This is a genomic window from Aerococcus christensenii (genome assembly GCF_001543105.1).
Classification (GTDB): Bacteria; Bacillota; Bacilli; order Lactobacillales; family Aerococcaceae; genus Aerococcus; species Aerococcus christensenii.
Genome location: NZ_CP014159.1, coordinates 1,366,809 through 1,381,533, shown reverse-complemented (window position 1 = coordinate 1,381,533; position 14,725 = coordinate 1,366,809). Strand labels below are relative to the sequence as shown.

The 14,725-nt window shown below is 40.2% G+C and carries 15 protein-coding genes, 1 tRNA gene, 2 pseudogenes and 1 riboswitch; of the genes and pseudogenes, 6 read left to right on the top strand and 12 right to left on the bottom strand.

All coding sequences use genetic code 11. From position 1 onward, the window contains the following. Positions 1 to 52: 52 nt before the first annotated feature. From AWM71_RS06575 to AWM71_RS06545, 7 genes and pseudogenes are all read right to left on the bottom strand, one after another. Positions 53 to 421 (bottom strand): YjcQ family protein, encoded by a 369-nt coding sequence (locus tag AWM71_RS06575; protein WP_060777203.1) that lies wholly within the window; start codon positions 419 to 421, stop codon positions 53 to 55. Next, the gene (locus tag AWM71_RS06570) at positions 421 to 609 is read right to left on the bottom strand and encodes a hypothetical protein (RefSeq protein ID WP_060777202.1); all 189 of its coding nucleotides are present in this window, start codon (positions 607 to 609) and stop codon (positions 421 to 423) included. Before AWM71_RS06570 ends, AWM71_RS06575 begins: the two co-directional genes overlap by 1 nt. Beyond that, positions 596 to 1,945, bottom strand: a complete 1,350-nt coding sequence (locus AWM71_RS08480; protein WP_236701115.1) for an ADP-ribosyltransferase — start codon at positions 1,943 to 1,945, stop codon at positions 596 to 598. Before AWM71_RS08480 ends, AWM71_RS06570 begins: the two co-directional genes overlap by 14 nt. Next, positions 1,854 to 3,167 carry a phage portal protein gene (locus AWM71_RS06555; protein ID WP_060777201.1) on the bottom strand — a complete coding sequence of 438 codons (1,314 nt, stop codon included), beginning with the start codon at positions 3,165 to 3,167 and terminating at the stop codon, positions 1,854 to 1,856. The genes AWM71_RS08480 and AWM71_RS06555 overlap by 92 nt, the downstream gene beginning before the upstream one ends. Positions 3,168 to 3,260: 93 nt before the next feature. Beyond that, a pseudogene (locus tag AWM71_RS08015) lies at positions 3,261 to 3,467 on the bottom strand (HNH endonuclease); the annotation flags it as partial. 231 nt (positions 3,468 to 3,698) lie between these two features. Further along, a tRNA-Glu gene (locus AWM71_RS06550) sits at positions 3,699 to 3,770 on the bottom strand. Positions 3,771 to 3,997: 227 nt separating this feature from the next. Beyond that, positions 3,998 to 5,035: a hydantoinase/carbamoylase family amidase gene (locus tag AWM71_RS06545; RefSeq protein WP_201783954.1), complete on the bottom strand. Its 1,038-nt coding sequence runs from the start codon at positions 5,033 to 5,035 to the stop codon at positions 3,998 to 4,000. Positions 5,036 to 5,200: 165 nt separating this feature from the next. Beyond that, positions 5,201 to 5,290: riboswitch (TPP riboswitch) on the bottom strand. 414 nt (positions 5,291 to 5,704) lie between these two features. Here AWM71_RS06545 and AWM71_RS06540 point away from each other — a divergent pair. Both AWM71_RS06540 and AWM71_RS06535 read left to right on the top strand, forming a co-directional pair. After that, positions 5,705 to 8,242, top strand: coding sequence for a M1 family metallopeptidase (locus tag AWM71_RS06540; RefSeq protein WP_060777200.1), 2,538 nt, complete (start codon positions 5,705 to 5,707; stop codon positions 8,240 to 8,242). A 91-nt stretch (positions 8,243 to 8,333) separates the two neighbouring features. Beyond that, positions 8,334 to 8,600 (top strand): hypothetical protein, encoded by a 267-nt coding sequence (locus AWM71_RS06535; protein WP_060777199.1) that lies wholly within the window; start codon positions 8,334 to 8,336, stop codon positions 8,598 to 8,600. On the opposite strand, the gene AWM71_RS06530 is transcribed toward AWM71_RS06535, so the two are convergent. After that, positions 8,585 to 8,884 (bottom strand): hypothetical protein, encoded by a 300-nt coding sequence (locus tag AWM71_RS06530; RefSeq protein WP_060777198.1) that lies wholly within the window; start codon positions 8,882 to 8,884, stop codon positions 8,585 to 8,587. The genes AWM71_RS06535 and AWM71_RS06530 overlap by 16 nt on opposite strands. A 113-nt stretch (positions 8,885 to 8,997) precedes the next feature. On the opposite strand from AWM71_RS06530, the pseudogene AWM71_RS08690 reads away from it, so the two are divergent. The 3 genes and pseudogenes from AWM71_RS08690 to AWM71_RS08560 all read left to right on the top strand — a co-directional run. Further along, positions 8,998 to 9,722: pseudogene (locus AWM71_RS08690) on the top strand (SPFH domain-containing protein); the annotation flags it as partial. Next, positions 9,702 to 10,046, top strand: coding sequence for an SDR family NAD(P)-dependent oxidoreductase (locus AWM71_RS08685; RefSeq protein WP_417859223.1), 345 nt, complete (start codon positions 9,702 to 9,704; stop codon positions 10,044 to 10,046). The pseudogene AWM71_RS08690 and the gene AWM71_RS08685, both read left to right, overlap by 21 nt. Positions 10,047 to 10,096: 50 nt before the next feature. Then, positions 10,097 to 10,207 (top strand): SDR family oxidoreductase, encoded by a 111-nt coding sequence (locus AWM71_RS08560; protein WP_082632700.1) that lies wholly within the window; start codon positions 10,097 to 10,099, stop codon positions 10,205 to 10,207. A 57-nt stretch (positions 10,208 to 10,264) separates the two neighbouring features. On the opposite strand, the gene AWM71_RS06515 is transcribed toward AWM71_RS08560, so the two are convergent. Genes AWM71_RS06515 through AWM71_RS06500 form a run of 4 tightly spaced genes read right to left on the bottom strand, consistent with a single transcriptional unit; the run spans position 10,265 to position 14,045 of the window. Then, positions 10,265 to 11,335 carry an ABC transporter substrate-binding protein gene (locus AWM71_RS06515; RefSeq protein ID WP_060777196.1) on the bottom strand — a complete coding sequence of 357 codons (1,071 nt, stop codon included), beginning with the start codon at positions 11,333 to 11,335 and terminating at the stop codon, positions 10,265 to 10,267. An 8-nt stretch (positions 11,336 to 11,343) separates the two neighbouring features. Further along, a complete protein-coding gene (locus AWM71_RS06510; protein ID WP_060777195.1) occupies positions 11,344 to 12,141 on the bottom strand; it encodes an ABC transporter permease in 798 nt (265 codons plus the stop codon). Further along, positions 12,128 to 12,943 carry an ABC transporter permease gene (locus AWM71_RS06505; RefSeq protein ID WP_060777194.1) on the bottom strand — a complete coding sequence of 272 codons (816 nt, stop codon included), beginning with the start codon at positions 12,941 to 12,943 and terminating at the stop codon, positions 12,128 to 12,130. Before AWM71_RS06505 ends, AWM71_RS06510 begins: the two co-directional genes overlap by 14 nt. Next, on the bottom strand, positions 12,936 to 14,045 hold the full coding sequence (locus tag AWM71_RS06500) for an ABC transporter ATP-binding protein (RefSeq protein ID WP_060777478.1): 1,110 nt from the start codon (positions 14,043 to 14,045) through the stop codon (positions 12,936 to 12,938). The genes AWM71_RS06505 and AWM71_RS06500 overlap by 8 nt, the downstream gene beginning before the upstream one ends. Positions 14,046 to 14,284: 239 nt before the next feature. Here AWM71_RS06500 and AWM71_RS06495 point away from each other — a divergent pair, with 239 nt between their 5' ends. Beyond that, a complete protein-coding gene (locus tag AWM71_RS06495; protein ID WP_060777193.1) occupies positions 14,285 to 14,725 on the top strand; it encodes a MarR family winged helix-turn-helix transcriptional regulator in 441 nt (146 codons plus the stop codon).

Genomic DNA, 14,725 nt, shown 5'->3' with positions numbered 1-14,725 from the left:
ATATACCTCCTGTTTTTGCACATAATAAAACCACCGACCGATTAGGTGGTGGTTATTGCATCAAAGCCACAAGCTTTACTAAACTAATAATTGTGTCAGCTTTATCTATTAAAAACGCTAGTACTTTTTTCATTTGTCCATTTTCTTTCAAATATCGGATACCTTCAGCTGTAATCTTTGCGTCTGAAACGTTGCCCACTAATATTAATACTTTCCCCCAAGCCATCGTAAACGATAATCCCTCAATCAATCCTTCGTTTTGCATCATATGCAAAATATCTAATAGATACTGTTCATTCACTCCTGCTTTTTTAGTGATCAAGTCAAACTCTTCCTGCTTGAACACCGTTACACGCTTCAAACAAGCGTAAAAGTAAACTAGTAGCTTAAAAACAACAACATCGTAATCGTCTCTTGCCATTATTTACCTCCTAAACGTTCTGCTGCTTCATAAAAGCCTTGTTTTCGCAAGCTTTCATATGACAATTTATTAATTCTTGTCCTTCTTTCTTTCGCTAACTTTCGTTGTTCTTCAGTTTCTGGCTGACGTGTTTCAGATTCTAATCTTGCAAGATAAGCTTCTTCTATTTCTTTTTTACTTAGTTTCATTGCTTTCACCTCTAACTTTATAAATTAATAGTCCTCTATCGTCTGATATTTTGTCAAGATTCAATCCACTATTAATTAAAAATTCTCGTTGCTTTTTATAATCAATATGACTAAGTAACTCAATATAAGCTCCTGAAGTTCCTTTAGGAATGATAATAGCTACGTTTGGCACACCGCCGATTACTCCTTTAGTAGTCACTGAAGTACTCAAGAATTTATCAATAGGCTTGTTCAAATCTTTAACATGATAATCTTTTCTATAAGCAATTATATCTCTCTGCAAATTGTTTTTCAATAAACCGTTTTGAATATTGGATACCATGTAATCTAGCATTTCACCTTCACTTTGTGAAATAGGCTGATAATAACCTGCCAAATACCCATTAATCTTTTCAAATAGTCTTAAACCATCTTTATCTTTGCCGTTGTAAGTGTATTTAGTGATCGCTCGCTTTTCTTCTGTAGTTAAATTGCGTATCCATTTCTTAGATTCTTCTCGCAATGTCTGAACAACTTTATTGGGTGGCACTGGTGAATAGCCAAGCTCTAACGCTTTACTATAAGCTAGAGATTGTAATTTCTTGTTAGCTTGGTAAGCTACTTTTGCTTGCTCCTGCATCTCTGAAAAGTCTTTATTGGTAACATCTTCCCATCGCTTAGACCAAGAGTTTTGTTTCTTCCCATCACCGGGAAAATACTCTAACGTACAATGACAATGCGCATGTCGTCTGAATATATCTTTGTCGATCGTTTCCTTATTATAGACAAACGTTCCAACACGCTCACGGCAAAACTCACACCTTGAGTTACTTCGCTTTTTACTCGTTCCAGGGCCTAGCTTGCGCACAATCTTAGGTGATAACCCCAACTTGTGATGAAAATCCACATTTTTCTTCATCGTATCAACAACTACTGAACGTGCAAAAGATGTCATCGCTTGTTCTACTTTTGGTGCTACGTCTGCATAGCGATCAGCGTTACAAGCCACTTCCACAAGGTTTTTAGCTTTACTCTCGTCCATATCTGCTGTAAGGCCTTTTATGCCAAGCCCAGCTTGCTTATTTAAGACCGTTTGAGCATCAGCAGTATAATTAGACACTAGCTGGTGGGATTGCCTGAGAGCGCCATTTATGAGCCGATCAGCAATGTTGAAATACATCTTGTCATTAGGAAGATCCACCGCATTGTCGTGAAAAGCTTTAGCCATCGCTTGACCCACTAGATCAGCATAGTTATCAGCATCTTTATAACTTTTCCCCTTTTTCATTTCCTTGAGGTTTTGCCAAAACGTCTTTTGAATCGACTCCCACAGTTTGGGCGTTATATCCTGCTCCATCTGCTCCCTCCAATCCTGTTAGATCTCTGATAGTGTCTTTATCCATGTAACCTGGAATGGCTTGATTGATCTTAATCGCTCCATCACCAACTAGTGACATAGTCGTCGCATCTGCTTCGAATACCGGCTCCCATTTGGGGTTAATCTCATAAAATTGTGCTCTGCGATAAGCAAATCCATCACGCATACAGCAAGCAATATAGCCAACGTTTAAAAAGCCAGACCCAAAACACCGCTGTGCTTTCCGTGCAGTCACTCTAAGCGTTTCGTGGCTTGCCTTAATGGCTTCGGCACTTGAAGGGTTATCGCTTGGAAAACCTAAATCATCTAGTGTTAAGCCAGATTCCCCAGCGAAACCACTAGCGGCGGCTCTTAGCTGTTCCAAATGGGGAGTCATGGATTGTTGCGTAAATTGACCAATATGTGGAGAATCCCCATCCTCGTCCTTTTGAAAAACTAACATGGAAGTAATTGTTGCTTTCCACTTATCCAGAAACTCTGAATCTTGAGATAGCCCTGTAATATACTTTTGAGGGAAAGAATAAAATTCCGCTGAAATGTCTGAACGCTCTAACGTCCGTTTGGCATAGTTTTGATAATACATGCATGCCCGTGTAATTCTTGACCGACCAAAAGGCCGCTTCGCATCTGGTCGATGGATAATAGGAACAAGTGCTGCGTAAGGTGTACTACTTTTTACCGTGTAGGTTTGTTTTCCTTTTTGATAGAAGTAAGTTATTCCAGGCAAGAAATAAGCTTCCAATGAAGGATTTCCTTGTTCATCTCGATCGAGAATGGCATACCCTTCGGTGAGTAATCCTGTTACTGGATCCACAATCCCTGTGGCATCTGTTCCTTCAATAATTTGAAGTCGAGGGAAACCTTCTGAATCTAGTGACACATAAACAAAGCAGCACGACGTGATCAACGCTGATAAAATAGCGGAATCAAAAAAGATATCCGAAGAGTTCATCTCGAATATCTCATTTAGATCAAATATATCATTTGCAAATTCTCTAAACACCAGCCGATCCGCTAAAGCATCCACCGCTTTACTACACCAACCAATACATGATCGATATCTTCCTTGGATTTCTACTGGCATCAATAAATTCCGTTTGTTATCATTGACTTTCATATCATAGTAGCGATACCTTGTTGTCCCACGAAGACTAAACTTCGCTAATTTCTGCTTGAGATATTCTATTCCTTTTTGTTCCATACTCATTTCTCCTTTACAAGTTCTTTTCCACGAAAAAATATGTGCAATGACGGCGTGAAGTTCGGCCAGCCAAGGGGTGGGGGAGGTACCCCCCTATTCATTAGTCGCTCTAAAATCGGCCCAATTTCGGCTCTGAGGAAGATTTCGATTTCCTAACACTTTTTTCTCTTCAACATTTTTATATAATTTATCTGATTTTTGTCTGTTACAACACCAATGAGCGAGCTGTAGGTTGCTAATATCACTAGGATGTCCACCCTTAGCCACTGAAATGATGTGATCAATCACTGGCGACATCGGACTGCCTTGGCCGCATCCATTAAATTCAAATTCAAAAAGCGGTTAGATTTAACCGCTTTTTGTTTACCCTAAATTTTCAAAATAAATTCCCTTCTAGATATTTTGTTTACTTTATTTAGCTAATAATTCCTGTTTTTTTCTTTTAGCTCTACTAACTCTTTCCTAAACCAAAAATTACCTCTAAAGAATATTGACCTATCAACATTCTTCAGAGGTAATTCAAACTATCTATCACCCGTACGGGATTCGAACCCGCGATTCCGCGCTGAGAACGCGGCGTCTTAACCCCTTGACCAACGGGCAGCATCAAAAGGCAACATAAATATCGTACTCCCAAATGCTTCCTATGTAAACCCTCTTTTTCTAAAATTTAAATCTTCTCCCCAAAATTCCCCCTCACCGCTTTCTTATCTGTTTTCTTCTTCTCCTTTCTTAACCGACTACTAAAAAATTTCTTTGAGCAAAAAAATCCTCCGAAAAGCGAATGGAAATCCCTAACTTTTCAGAGGATTCTTTTTTAACTAGGTGGGTTATTTCTCATCGTCTCGTTTAGGAGAGGAAGGAGCTGCACCATCTAAAAGGACCCGTCCTGGGCCTGCTAAGTAGGCAGCGCGACCGGCTTCAATCCCATAATGATCAGCCGTTGCATAAATCTCTTCTTCTAATTCTTGCAAGAACTGATTTAAGTAGCTCGCATCTGTGTGCCGACAATTCATAGAAAAAGTGACTTGACCAGGCACGATATTGACTTGATTCGGTATCACCGATATCCGACCAAAAGTTAAAACTAAAGGATCTCCCGCTGTTTTGGCTTTATCCAATTGCTTAGAGATGATATGAGTCATACAATCTACTGCATCATGGCGATAAGACATCATCGTTGTCCCCGCATGATTTTGTACACCTTTAAGATGGATATCCCATCGATGTTGCCCTGCAATGCTTGTCACAATTCCCAAATCTTCATGATGACTATCTAACAAAGGACCTTGTTCGATATGTAACTCAAACCAAGCGGCTAAATTGCAAAATTGTGGTTGCCCTATTAAATAATCAAACCCACAATCTCGCATAGCCTTTTCAAAGCTTATTCCCTCTGTATCACAAAGTGTAGCAACTTCTTCTTTTTTGGCCAACCCAAAGAAATTCTTTGACCCCCAAAATACATAAGGAAAACGTGAACCCTCTTCTTCTGCTAAACAAATAATCCGTAAACTTTTTTGAGGGCGTCCATAAACTTCCAAGCATTCTTTAACCGATAAATAGGCAGCCACAATGCCTAATTGTCCATCAAACTTCCCACCACGAGTCACTGTATCAATATGTAAACCACAAGCAATTACCTCATCAGGATATGTTTCTCCCTCAACTGTCGCAATCAGATTACCAACAGCATCAAACTCAACACACATGCCCATTTCTTCAAATCGCTGCTTTAATCCAAGCAATGCCTGTTGCCAAGATTGGGTATATAACGGGCGCGTCACTCCCTTTTCTTCAGGTTTTTCGGTAAAACTTGCTAACCAATTGAGCATCTCATCAATAGCTCCTGCACTAATGTTACTCACAAATTGCCTCCTTTCCTTTAGACAAAACGTTATGTCTACTTCACATTCCGTGCAATCATCACCTCCTTTAATAAAGACTATTCATTTAAACTTAGAGCAAAAAATAATCAATTGCTTCCTCTTACGCTTTACCAATCAAAAAAAGCTCCCTAGGTATAGAGAGCCTTCTTTCCTTGTATTGCTCCCTACGCTTGTCTTAACAAACAGGTTCAAAGGGTGTTATCTCAACTGTTTCCAGTACCCCTGCAATCTCTTATTAACTGTTTTCATCATATCATGTTTCTTATTTTTATCAAGAAAGCGCTTGAAACTTTTGAAAATCTTTTTTTAGTACGCTCTTTTATATGTAAAATTTATACCTTAGAGTTAAAGAATAAAATAAAATATTCTTTACTCCATTCCTTCATCCCCACTAAATATTATGGAAAATGATTTTCCTCTAGGGGAACGATACCATCGCTTGTATTCTTTGAATAGATAAGATGCCCTCTCTTGGGGGTGACTATAAGTTAGCAGCTAATCCCGTCATTTTTATTTTTAGCATGATACAATCTGTAAGAGCTCTCACGCTATGCCTTATAGATTTTAAACTTACTTTTCTCTTAAAAAGTTGCATATCTCTCAGCCCTTTCCGTATAATAAAAATAAACCAAATCTGGAGGTAATACTATGACTGACACCTGTCGTCTTTACGATCTTTTTAAACCAAATCACTACGATCTTTACTTCAACATTAACCGCGCCCTCAAAACCATTCGAGGAAAAACCACTATCTGTGGACAAGCCCTCGCTCCCACTATTCGTTTGAACCAAAAATTTCTTCAGTTTTCATCCGTGACGGTCAATGGACAAGCGATTCCTTTTGAAAGCTCAGACGAGAAAGAAGAGCTCATTCTTCCTTCTCTTCCAACAGGTGATATCACGCTCACTATCACTTATGAAACCAAACTAACCGACCCTATGATGGGTATATACCCTTGTTACTACCAAGTGGCTGGTGAAAAAAATCAATTAGTCGCTACCCAATTTGAAACCACCTTCGCCCGTCAGGCCTTTCCATGTATTGATGAACCTGCAGCCAAAGCTACCTTTTCTCTCGCTATTCAATTCGATGAAAAAGAAGGGGAACGCGTTTTATCGAACCAATTAGAAGAGCGTTATGAAAACGGTATTCACTATTTCAAGCCGACCCTTCGTATGTCCACCTACCTGTTAGCTTTTGTCTTTGGAGACCTCCAAAGCAAAACCACCCACACCCAGTCCGGCATTGAGGTGGGCGTTTTTGCTACCAAAGCTCATCGTGCTAAAGATCTTGATTTTGCCTTAGATATTGCTAAACGTTCCATCGAATTTTTTGAAGATTTTTACCAAACCCCTTATCCGCTTAAACACTCCTATCAGGTAGCTCTTCCCGACTTTTCAGCTGGGGCTATGGAAAACTGGGGGCTTGTCACCTACCGAGAAGCCTACCTCCTCGTTGATCCAGAAAATACCTCACTCAGTACCAAACAAGTCGTTGCAAATGTTATTGCACACGAACTCTCTCATCAATGGTTTGGTGACTTAGTGACAATGAAATGGTGGGATGACCTCTGGCTTAATGAAAGTTTTGCCAATATGATGGAATATGTGGCCATTGATGCCCTTCAACCCGATTACAAGATTTGGGAAAGTTTCCAAACGAGTGAAGCTCCCGCTGCCTTAGGTCGAGATGCAACAGCAGGTGTTCAATCTGTTCATGTCATGGTGAATGATCCGCGTGAAATTGACGCCATCTTCGACTCCGCGATCGTCTATGCGAAAGGAGCTCGCCTCTTAGTGATGGTAAGGTCTCTAGTAGGCGATCAAGTCCTTCGGAAGGGGCTTAAAGCCTACTTCGAAAGCCATCAATATAGCAATGCAGCAGGCAAAGATCTCTGGCAAGCTCTCGGAGAAGCGAGTCATTTAAACATTGGCGAAATCATGGAAAATTGGCTTGATTGTCCGGGTTACCCTGTCCTCAGCGTGTCCTTAGATCATGACATGCTCCTTTTAAATCAAGAACAATTTTTCATTGGAGAAAAAGAAGACAGTCAAACCCTCTGGCATATTCCATTAAATAGTAACTACGACGAAGTTCCTCAACTTATGGAAGGAAAAAGTCTCACCTTGCCAAATTATCAGGCCATGTGCCAAGCTAATGGCAAAGCCTTCCGTCTCAATCATTCCAATAGTGCTCACTATATCGTGAACTATTCGCCTGAACTTTTGGAAGATATTTTAAACGAATTAGATCTTTTAGATCCAATCACTCAGTTACAAATCCTTCAAGATCTCGATCTCTTAGCTAAAGGAGGCTACAGATCCTATGCAGACCTTCTCCCTGTGATGAAGCGTTTAGCCGCTTCTCCATCTTCCATTGTTCAAAGCAAGATTTACGATTTGACACAAACTTTGAAAGATTTTGTCAGTCCTAATTCTGAACAAGAAGCTCAGCTCAAAGCCTTAGTTTATCAATTGGCTCACCCTGCCCTTCAAGTCTTAGGCAGCCTGCCTCAGCCAGAGGACATTAATGACGCCTCCCTTGCGCGTCCTTATGTTTTAGCCCAAGCCTTGTACGCAGAAGATACCGAAACGATAAAGGCTCTCCATGCCTTTTACCAATCCCACAAAGAACAGCACGCTCATCTTCCAGCAGCAATCCGTGGCTTAATTCTTCAAAACGAAGTCAAACATTTTGCGGATAAGGACTTCTTGAAGGACTTGTTAGATACCTATCAAACCAGCTCCAATGCCAGTTATAAAGCGGACCTTCGCCAAGCCATCACGCATACCAAAGATTCTGAAATGCTTGATCACATTCTTTCTCTATTCAAAGACAGCCAAGTCATTAAGCCTCAAGATCTTCGTGCATGGTATCGTGGCGTACTCACGAACCCTCTCGGCGAACAAAAAGCCTGGGAATGGTTGCAAGAGGAATGGGCTTGGTTAGAAGAAACGGTTGGCGGAGATATGGAATTCGCCACCTTTATCACAGTGACCGCTCATTGTTTGCATACGTCCAAACGTCTAGAAGAATTCAAGAACTTCTTCCTTCCTAAGAAGGATACCCCAGGTCTTGGTCGAGAAATTCTCATGGACACTCGCCTCATTGAGGCCAAAGTGGCCTTCATTGAAGCCAACCAAGAAGACTTACTTTCAGCCTTATCTTCCATGAAGTCAATCTAATTCTCTGCAATACAAAAGTTTGAGGTCTCTTCTATTGAAGAAAGGCCTCAAGCTTTTTCTGTTTTTACTATTCACCTAAAGGAGGGGTCTTATGCGGTTAATCGGAGAAAAACAAGCTCAAAAAACGCTCGAACGCGCCCTTAAAAATTCAGGCGACTTTTCTTTAACTTTTTATACTTTAAAGAAAGATCGCTCTCTAGCTATCCAACGTTGCGGCCAGCGTCTTATCATTCAAGAAGAAGGCTATACTTCAAAGCTATGGGAAGAAGATGTCCATTCCCCTACCCTCAAAAAGCAACTTCGCGCCCTTTGGCAACGTGAATTCCCTCGTAGTCATAAACTCTATTTCAAAGACTGAGCGACTTTATAAGCTTCTCGATCAAATTTAACCTTCTGAAGGGTCTCACTCACATAAAAAAGCGTATAGTCCCTTTCAGATTCAAAAAAGCCTAATCGATAACTGCCCTTTCCTTTTTTGATGCGCATTTCATAAGCGTTCGGCAGGGATCGAATAGGTTTTATTTTGTAATGCCCTTGTTGACCATAAATAGGAAGAACTTCTTGAAGATGTCGCCAACATTTTTCACCTTCCTGTCCTGAAAAAAATGTTTCCAACTCTTTTATCCTTTGAACAGTTTTCATTGGATTTCCTCCTCTCTCATTTCTTACATTATATCTTTCATTGACAAGTCCACAAGTGATCTAAATAATGATATCAAATAGATAGCACATGTTTAAAGAAAGAGTTTTTTATTATGGAAGAAAAATTAATCAAGCCCATGAAGGGAATGGGCGCTTTCATCTTTTTTATCGGATTTCTTTTCGTTGACATTGTTTTAATTATTCTAGCTATTCAGCATAACAGTTACAAATTGTTGACATTGAGTATCCTTTTATTGATATTCGATCTCTTCCTTCCATTCGGAATAAAAGTCGTGAAACCTAACGAAGCTTTAGTTCTTACCCTTTTTGGACATTACACAGGGACCATCAAAGAAGCAGGCATTTACTTTGTAAATCCTTTCTCAGTTGCAGTGAACCCTGCCTCCCATACCCAGCTTGGGCAATCTGGAGATGTTCATTCAACTTCAACCAGCATCTCTATTGATGGTACAACAACCACTAATGTAACTCCTTCTAAAAAGGCAATCTCCCTAAAAAAATGACCCTCTCGAATGGGCGTCAAAAGATCAACGATGTCTTAGGAAATCCTATCGAAATCGCTGTAGCTGTCATCTGGCAAGTCAAAGATACCGCTAAGGCTGTCTTTGAAGTCGATAATTATAAAGAATATCTCTCCCTTCAATGCGACGCCGCCCTTCATAACATTGCCCGTATTTCCCCTTATGATGTCGCTGAAAATATTGATACAACAGGTGATAGTGAACCTGATGATGGAAGTTTAAGAGGATCAAGTACTCTTGTGGCTGAACGTATTCGCCAAGAGATACAAGATAAAGTGGCAGATGCCGGCTTGCAAAGGATTCATCCTGTTACAGATTTTCCTCTAGAGGATTGGAATCAAATCCTGTCAACAATTCTAACAGGAACCTTCTTGATGACTAAACATTGCTTTCCCACTATGAAAGAAGCAGTATTTGGTCGAGTGATCACCATCTCCAGTGGGCACGGTAAACGTCCAGATAAGTACAAATCCGCTTATGTAGCCGCAAAACATGGGCAGATCGGCTTTACGAATACGGTGGCCATGGAAGAAGCGAAGAACGGCATCACGGCCAATTGCATCCTGCCAGATGCCGCCAACACTTGCCCTTATTCAAGGGCAATTAGCTGCCCTCGCTAGCCAAGACGGGACCAGTAGCCTTAGAAAGGCATATCTTAGGCGCTCAATGGATGAAACAATTAATTGAACCTGAAGAAATCGGTGGACTCGCCGTATTTCTCGCTTCAGAATCCGCTGGGAAAATCACTGGGGAAGCCTTTGGGATTACCGGTGGTGAATAATCAAAAGAGCCTTAATAAAAATCCGCTAACTCTCCATACAAAAGTTAGCGGATTTTTTTATTGACTGAGCTTATCTTCTAAGAACAAATCATTATAATAAATCAAGCGTTCCTGACCAAGATCTTTATAAATTTCCAAACGACTCATCACCTCTTCTGAAGGATAAAACATAGAATTTTTGATTTGATCAGGATCCATTTGCTCTTTGGCGGCCTTATTCGGCGTTGAATAGCCAATATATTCCGCATTCTTAGCAGCAACGTCCGGCCGCATCAAAAAATTCATCAAAGCATAGGCTCCTTCTAAATTATGTGCCGTTTTGGGAATAGCGAGGTTATCAAACCAAATATTAGAACCTTCTTTAGGAAGAGAATATGCTAAATACGGCGCCTTCTCCATAGCCATGGCTGCTTCTCCTGAAAAGGTCACAGCGAGCGGGGCTTGTCCTTGAATCATATACATTTTAATCTCATCGGTAATCAGAGCTTGAATATTGGGCATGAGAGCTTTCAGCTGCTGACTGGCTTCTTCTAGTTTTGTATCGTCCACTTCATTCACCGAATAACCTAAGGACTGTAAACTGACGCCCAGCATTTCTCTAGCCCCATCAATAACCAACAAACTATTTTTCCATTTGGGATTCCACAAGTCTTTCCAAGAAGTGATCTCTTCAGGAGAGACACGTCTCGTATCATACAAAATCCCTAAAGTTCCCCAAAAATACGGAACAGAATACTTATTCCCTAAATCAAAATCTAAGTTCAAAAGTCTGTTATCCATATACTTAAAGTTCGGCAATTTTTCGTGATCCAAGGGCAAAAGCAAATGATGTTTGATCATATTATTCAACATATAATCTGAAGGGACCACTAAATCATAATCGGTGCCTCCCTGTTCGATTTTAGTCATCATAGCTTCATTGGAATCAAAGGTATCGTAGACAATATGATAGCCCATTTCTTCTTCAAATTGTTTCAGCAAGTCAGGATCAATGTAATCTCCCCAATTATAGAAATGAACCGTCTTCTCAGCGTTTCGATCCTGCTTGGGGACTAGGCTTTCCTTACCTAAGTATAGACCTGCCACAACCGCTAATACTGACAACATTCCTAGAATTATTTTTCGCATAGGACCGCCTAACCTTTCTTCTCATCTTTGATTTGACGTACTTGAATAAAATAATACCCAATGACAAAGGCCAAAGACACTCCAAAAATCAAAGTCGATAAGGCATTAATTTCTAGGGAAATACCCCGTCGAGCTCTGGAATAAATATCCAAAGCTAAAGTTGAAAATCCATTACCGGTAACAAAAAAAGTGACTGCAAAATCATCAAAGGAATAGGTGAGCGCCATTAAGAAACCAGAAAAAATCCCCTTCTGAATGCTGGGAAGAATAACCTGTACTAAAATTTGATGAACATTAGCTCCGAGATCTTTCGCCGCTAATAAGAGGTTATCATTCATCTCCTCTAATCGAGGCAACACCATCAAAACCACAATAGGAATATTAAAGGCAACATGGCTTACTAAAACCGACCAAAAGCCTAACTTAATAACGATCACCCGTGTTAACAAGATCAAAAAACTTGCCCCTATCATCACATCAGGTGTTACAATCAAAATATTATTTAAATTCAATAACCAATGTCTATAAAAGCGATTTTTCATGAAATAAATAGCCATCGCTCCAAAGGTCCCTATCCCCGTCGCTATCACTGCTGACAGAAGAGCAATGATGAGTGTATTCACAACATTGCCTAAGAGACGAGTATCTTCCAGTAACTCTCGGTAGTGAATCAAACTCATGCCTTCAAAGTGATTCATCGTCGTCCCTTTATTAAAGGAATAAAAAATTAAATAGAAAATCGGCAAATAAAGAACTAAAAACATAAGGCTTAAATAGATGCGGGTTCCAAAGCTATATTTTTTCATCTTTTTTACCCCCTTTTCTATCCCTTAACAAGGCCATCACCAGAAACATCATTCCCATCAGGACAACACCAATCGTCGAACCCATCCCCCAATTTCGAGTGACTAAGTAGTGTTCTTCAACCGCAGTCCCTAGAGTAATCACACGGTTACCCCCGATCAATCGGGTAATCATAAACATAGAGAGAGAAGGAATAAATACCGCTTGAACACCACTTCGAATTCCAGAAAGAGAGAGGGGAACAGTGACTTTCCAAAAGCTCTGTAAGGGACTAGCCCCTAAGTCTCTTGCCGCTTCTGTTAGAGCGTTTGGAATCTTATCGATCGACTGAAAAAGGGGAAGAATCATAAAAGGCAGCTCAATGTAGACCAGAACTAGAATAAAAGCCATTCGGGTAAATAAAAGCTGTTGAGGTGCTATCCCCAAGAAACCCAAGACATGGTTCACCGTTCCTTCCTGACTAAACAAACCGATGAAGGCGTAAGCTTTCAACAAAAGGTTAATCCATGTCGGTAGGATCACTAACAAAAGGACCAAGTTCTTATGCTTTAAAAGAGACAAAAAGTAAGCAAAAGGATAGGCTAAAACTAAAGTAAAAAAAGTAACGGCTAAGGCATAGATAAAGGAATTCAAAGTCATTTTAAGATAAGCTGGGGAAGAAAAATAGGTTTGATAATTCACCAATGAAAATTGCCCACTCGTATCAAAAAAGGATTGGTAAACCAATAGCAAGAGCGGTAAAACGACAAATAAAGCCATCCATAAATAATAAGTACAGACATAGAGTCCGTATTTTTTAGTCATCGTCGTCCCCCTCGCTGTATTGCTCAAGTCTCGCATCAAAATCTTCTTCCGATTCTCCAAAACGCATCACGTGAATATCATAGGGTTCAATCTCTAAATAAATGATTTGGCCATGTTCAAAACTTTTGGTTGTATGGACCCGCCATTGGTAGCCTGTTTGGTCAGTAGCAATGATCTCATTGAAAACCCCACGGAAGAGAACCGTATCCACTCTGGCTTCAATCTGTCCTTTCTTCTCACTAGAAATCGCTAGATCTTCCGGACGAATGACTACCTCTACCGATTCATTTGGATTCATTCCGGCATCTTCACAAACAAATACCTTCCCCAAAAAACGCACCTTATAATCTTCCAACATCGTGGCAGGAAGAATATTACTTTCTCCAATAAACTCGGCAACGTAGCGATTGATAGGCTCATCATAGATATCTTTAGGGGGGCCAGACTGAACAATCTTCCCATTGTCCATCACAAAAATCCAATCAGACATAGCGAGGGCTTCTTCTTGATCGTGGGTAACAAAGATAAAGGTAATCCCTAGTCTGCGTTGCAACTCTCTAAGTTCATACTGCATAGCTGTTCGTAATTTTAAATCCAAGGCAGATAGCGGCTCATCTAACAAAAGGACGTCTGGTTCATTAACAATAGCTCGTGCAATCGCAATCCGCTGCCTTTGTCCCCCAGACAAAGCTTGAATATCCCGCAACTCATACCCAGAAAGTTGAATTAAAGCTAAAGCATTTTTGACTTTTTCTTTAATGGTTGCTTCTTCTACGCCCTTCACGCGAAGGCCAAAAGCAATATTATCGTACACATTCATATGCGGAAAAAGCGCATAGTCCTGAAAAACTGTGTTCACTTGTCGCTTTTCAGCTGGTACTTCATTCACCAATTGTCCGTTCAGAAAAACCTCGCCTGTTGTCGCTGATGAAAAGCCAGCAATCAAACGTAGAATCGTCGTCTTTCCACATCCTGAAGGTCCTAGCAAGGTATAAAATTTACCCTTCTCTAGTTCCATATCAATGTTGTCTAAGACACAATGATCGGTATACGACTTACTGACCCCCTTAAGTTGTACACTATATGGATAACTTTCTCCCATTGCTTGACCCCTTTCTTTGTTGAATTCTTGCTTTATAGTCATTTTTGGCAACTGCTCTCTTAAAAAACGCAAAATACACCAAATTAATTGTATTATAACATGCTTATTAGGCCTTTTAATAGTCTCCGTGAGGATTTATTTGCCTGAGCTAAATACTTGTAATTACAAGTATATCTTGGTATGCTAATCACTACCTTTGTTAAAAATAAAATCAAACGCTAGAAAGGAGACCGATAACTTTGACACAGGATAGCCTTGTGACCTTGATTCTTCAACTCTCTAACCTCGAACAAGATCTCATTAGACAGCGTCTTAAAAATTCTTCGCTGAATGCTATGCAAGCTAAAACCTTAGAATTCATTCATCAACACCCTTCAACGAACCAACGGGATCTAGCAACTTACTTAATGAAACCAGAAGCTACTATCACCCATATGATTCGTTCTTTAGAACAAAAAGGCTACATCTATCGAGAAAGCTCTCCTACGAACGACCGCGAAAAACAAGTCTTCCTAACCCCACTAGGGACAAGTGAGATCATTAAACTGCAAGCCCTCTTCGCTGACTTAGAGAATGATTTCAAGGTCTATCTCGGAGAAAAAAATAACCAACTTCTCACTCAAAACTTATCCCAACTCAAAAAACATCTCATGCTTACTATAAAGAAAGGAGCTTCTTAA

Coding starts and splice junctions, on each gene's coding strand:
- AWM71_RS08480 (WP_236701115.1), bottom strand. CDS start 1,945: ATGGAGCAGGATATAACGCCCAAACTGTGGGAGTCGATTCAAAAGACG.
- AWM71_RS06535 (WP_060777199.1), top strand. CDS start 8,334: ATGCGGTTAATCGGAGAAAAACAAGCTCAAAAAACGCTCGAACGCGCC.
- AWM71_RS06500 (WP_060777478.1), bottom strand. CDS start 14,045: ATGGGAGAAAGTTATCCATATAGTGTACAACTTAAGGGGGTCAGTAAG.
- AWM71_RS06555 (WP_060777201.1), bottom strand. CDS start 3,167: ATGGAACAAAAAGGAATAGAATATCTCAAGCAGAAATTAGCGAAGTTT.
- AWM71_RS06505 (WP_060777194.1), bottom strand. CDS start 12,943: ATGACTAAAAAATACGGACTCTATGTCTGTACTTATTATTTATGGATG.
- AWM71_RS06530 (WP_060777198.1), bottom strand. CDS start 8,884: ATGAAAACTGTTCAAAGGATAAAAGAGTTGGAAACATTTTTTTCAGGA.
- AWM71_RS06540 (WP_060777200.1), top strand. CDS start 5,705: ATGACTGACACCTGTCGTCTTTACGATCTTTTTAAACCAAATCACTAC.
- AWM71_RS08560 (WP_082632700.1), top strand. CDS start 10,097: ATGAAACAATTAATTGAACCTGAAGAAATCGGTGGACTCGCCGTATTT.
- AWM71_RS06570 (WP_060777202.1), bottom strand. CDS start 609: ATGAAACTAAGTAAAAAAGAAATAGAAGAAGCTTATCTTGCAAGATTA.
- AWM71_RS06575 (WP_060777203.1), bottom strand. CDS start 421: ATGGCAAGAGACGATTACGATGTTGTTGTTTTTAAGCTACTAGTTTAC.
- AWM71_RS06515 (WP_060777196.1), bottom strand. CDS start 11,335: ATGCGAAAAATAATTCTAGGAATGTTGTCAGTATTAGCGGTTGTGGCA.
- AWM71_RS06510 (WP_060777195.1), bottom strand. CDS start 12,141: ATGAAAAAATATAGCTTTGGAACCCGCATCTATTTAAGCCTTATGTTT.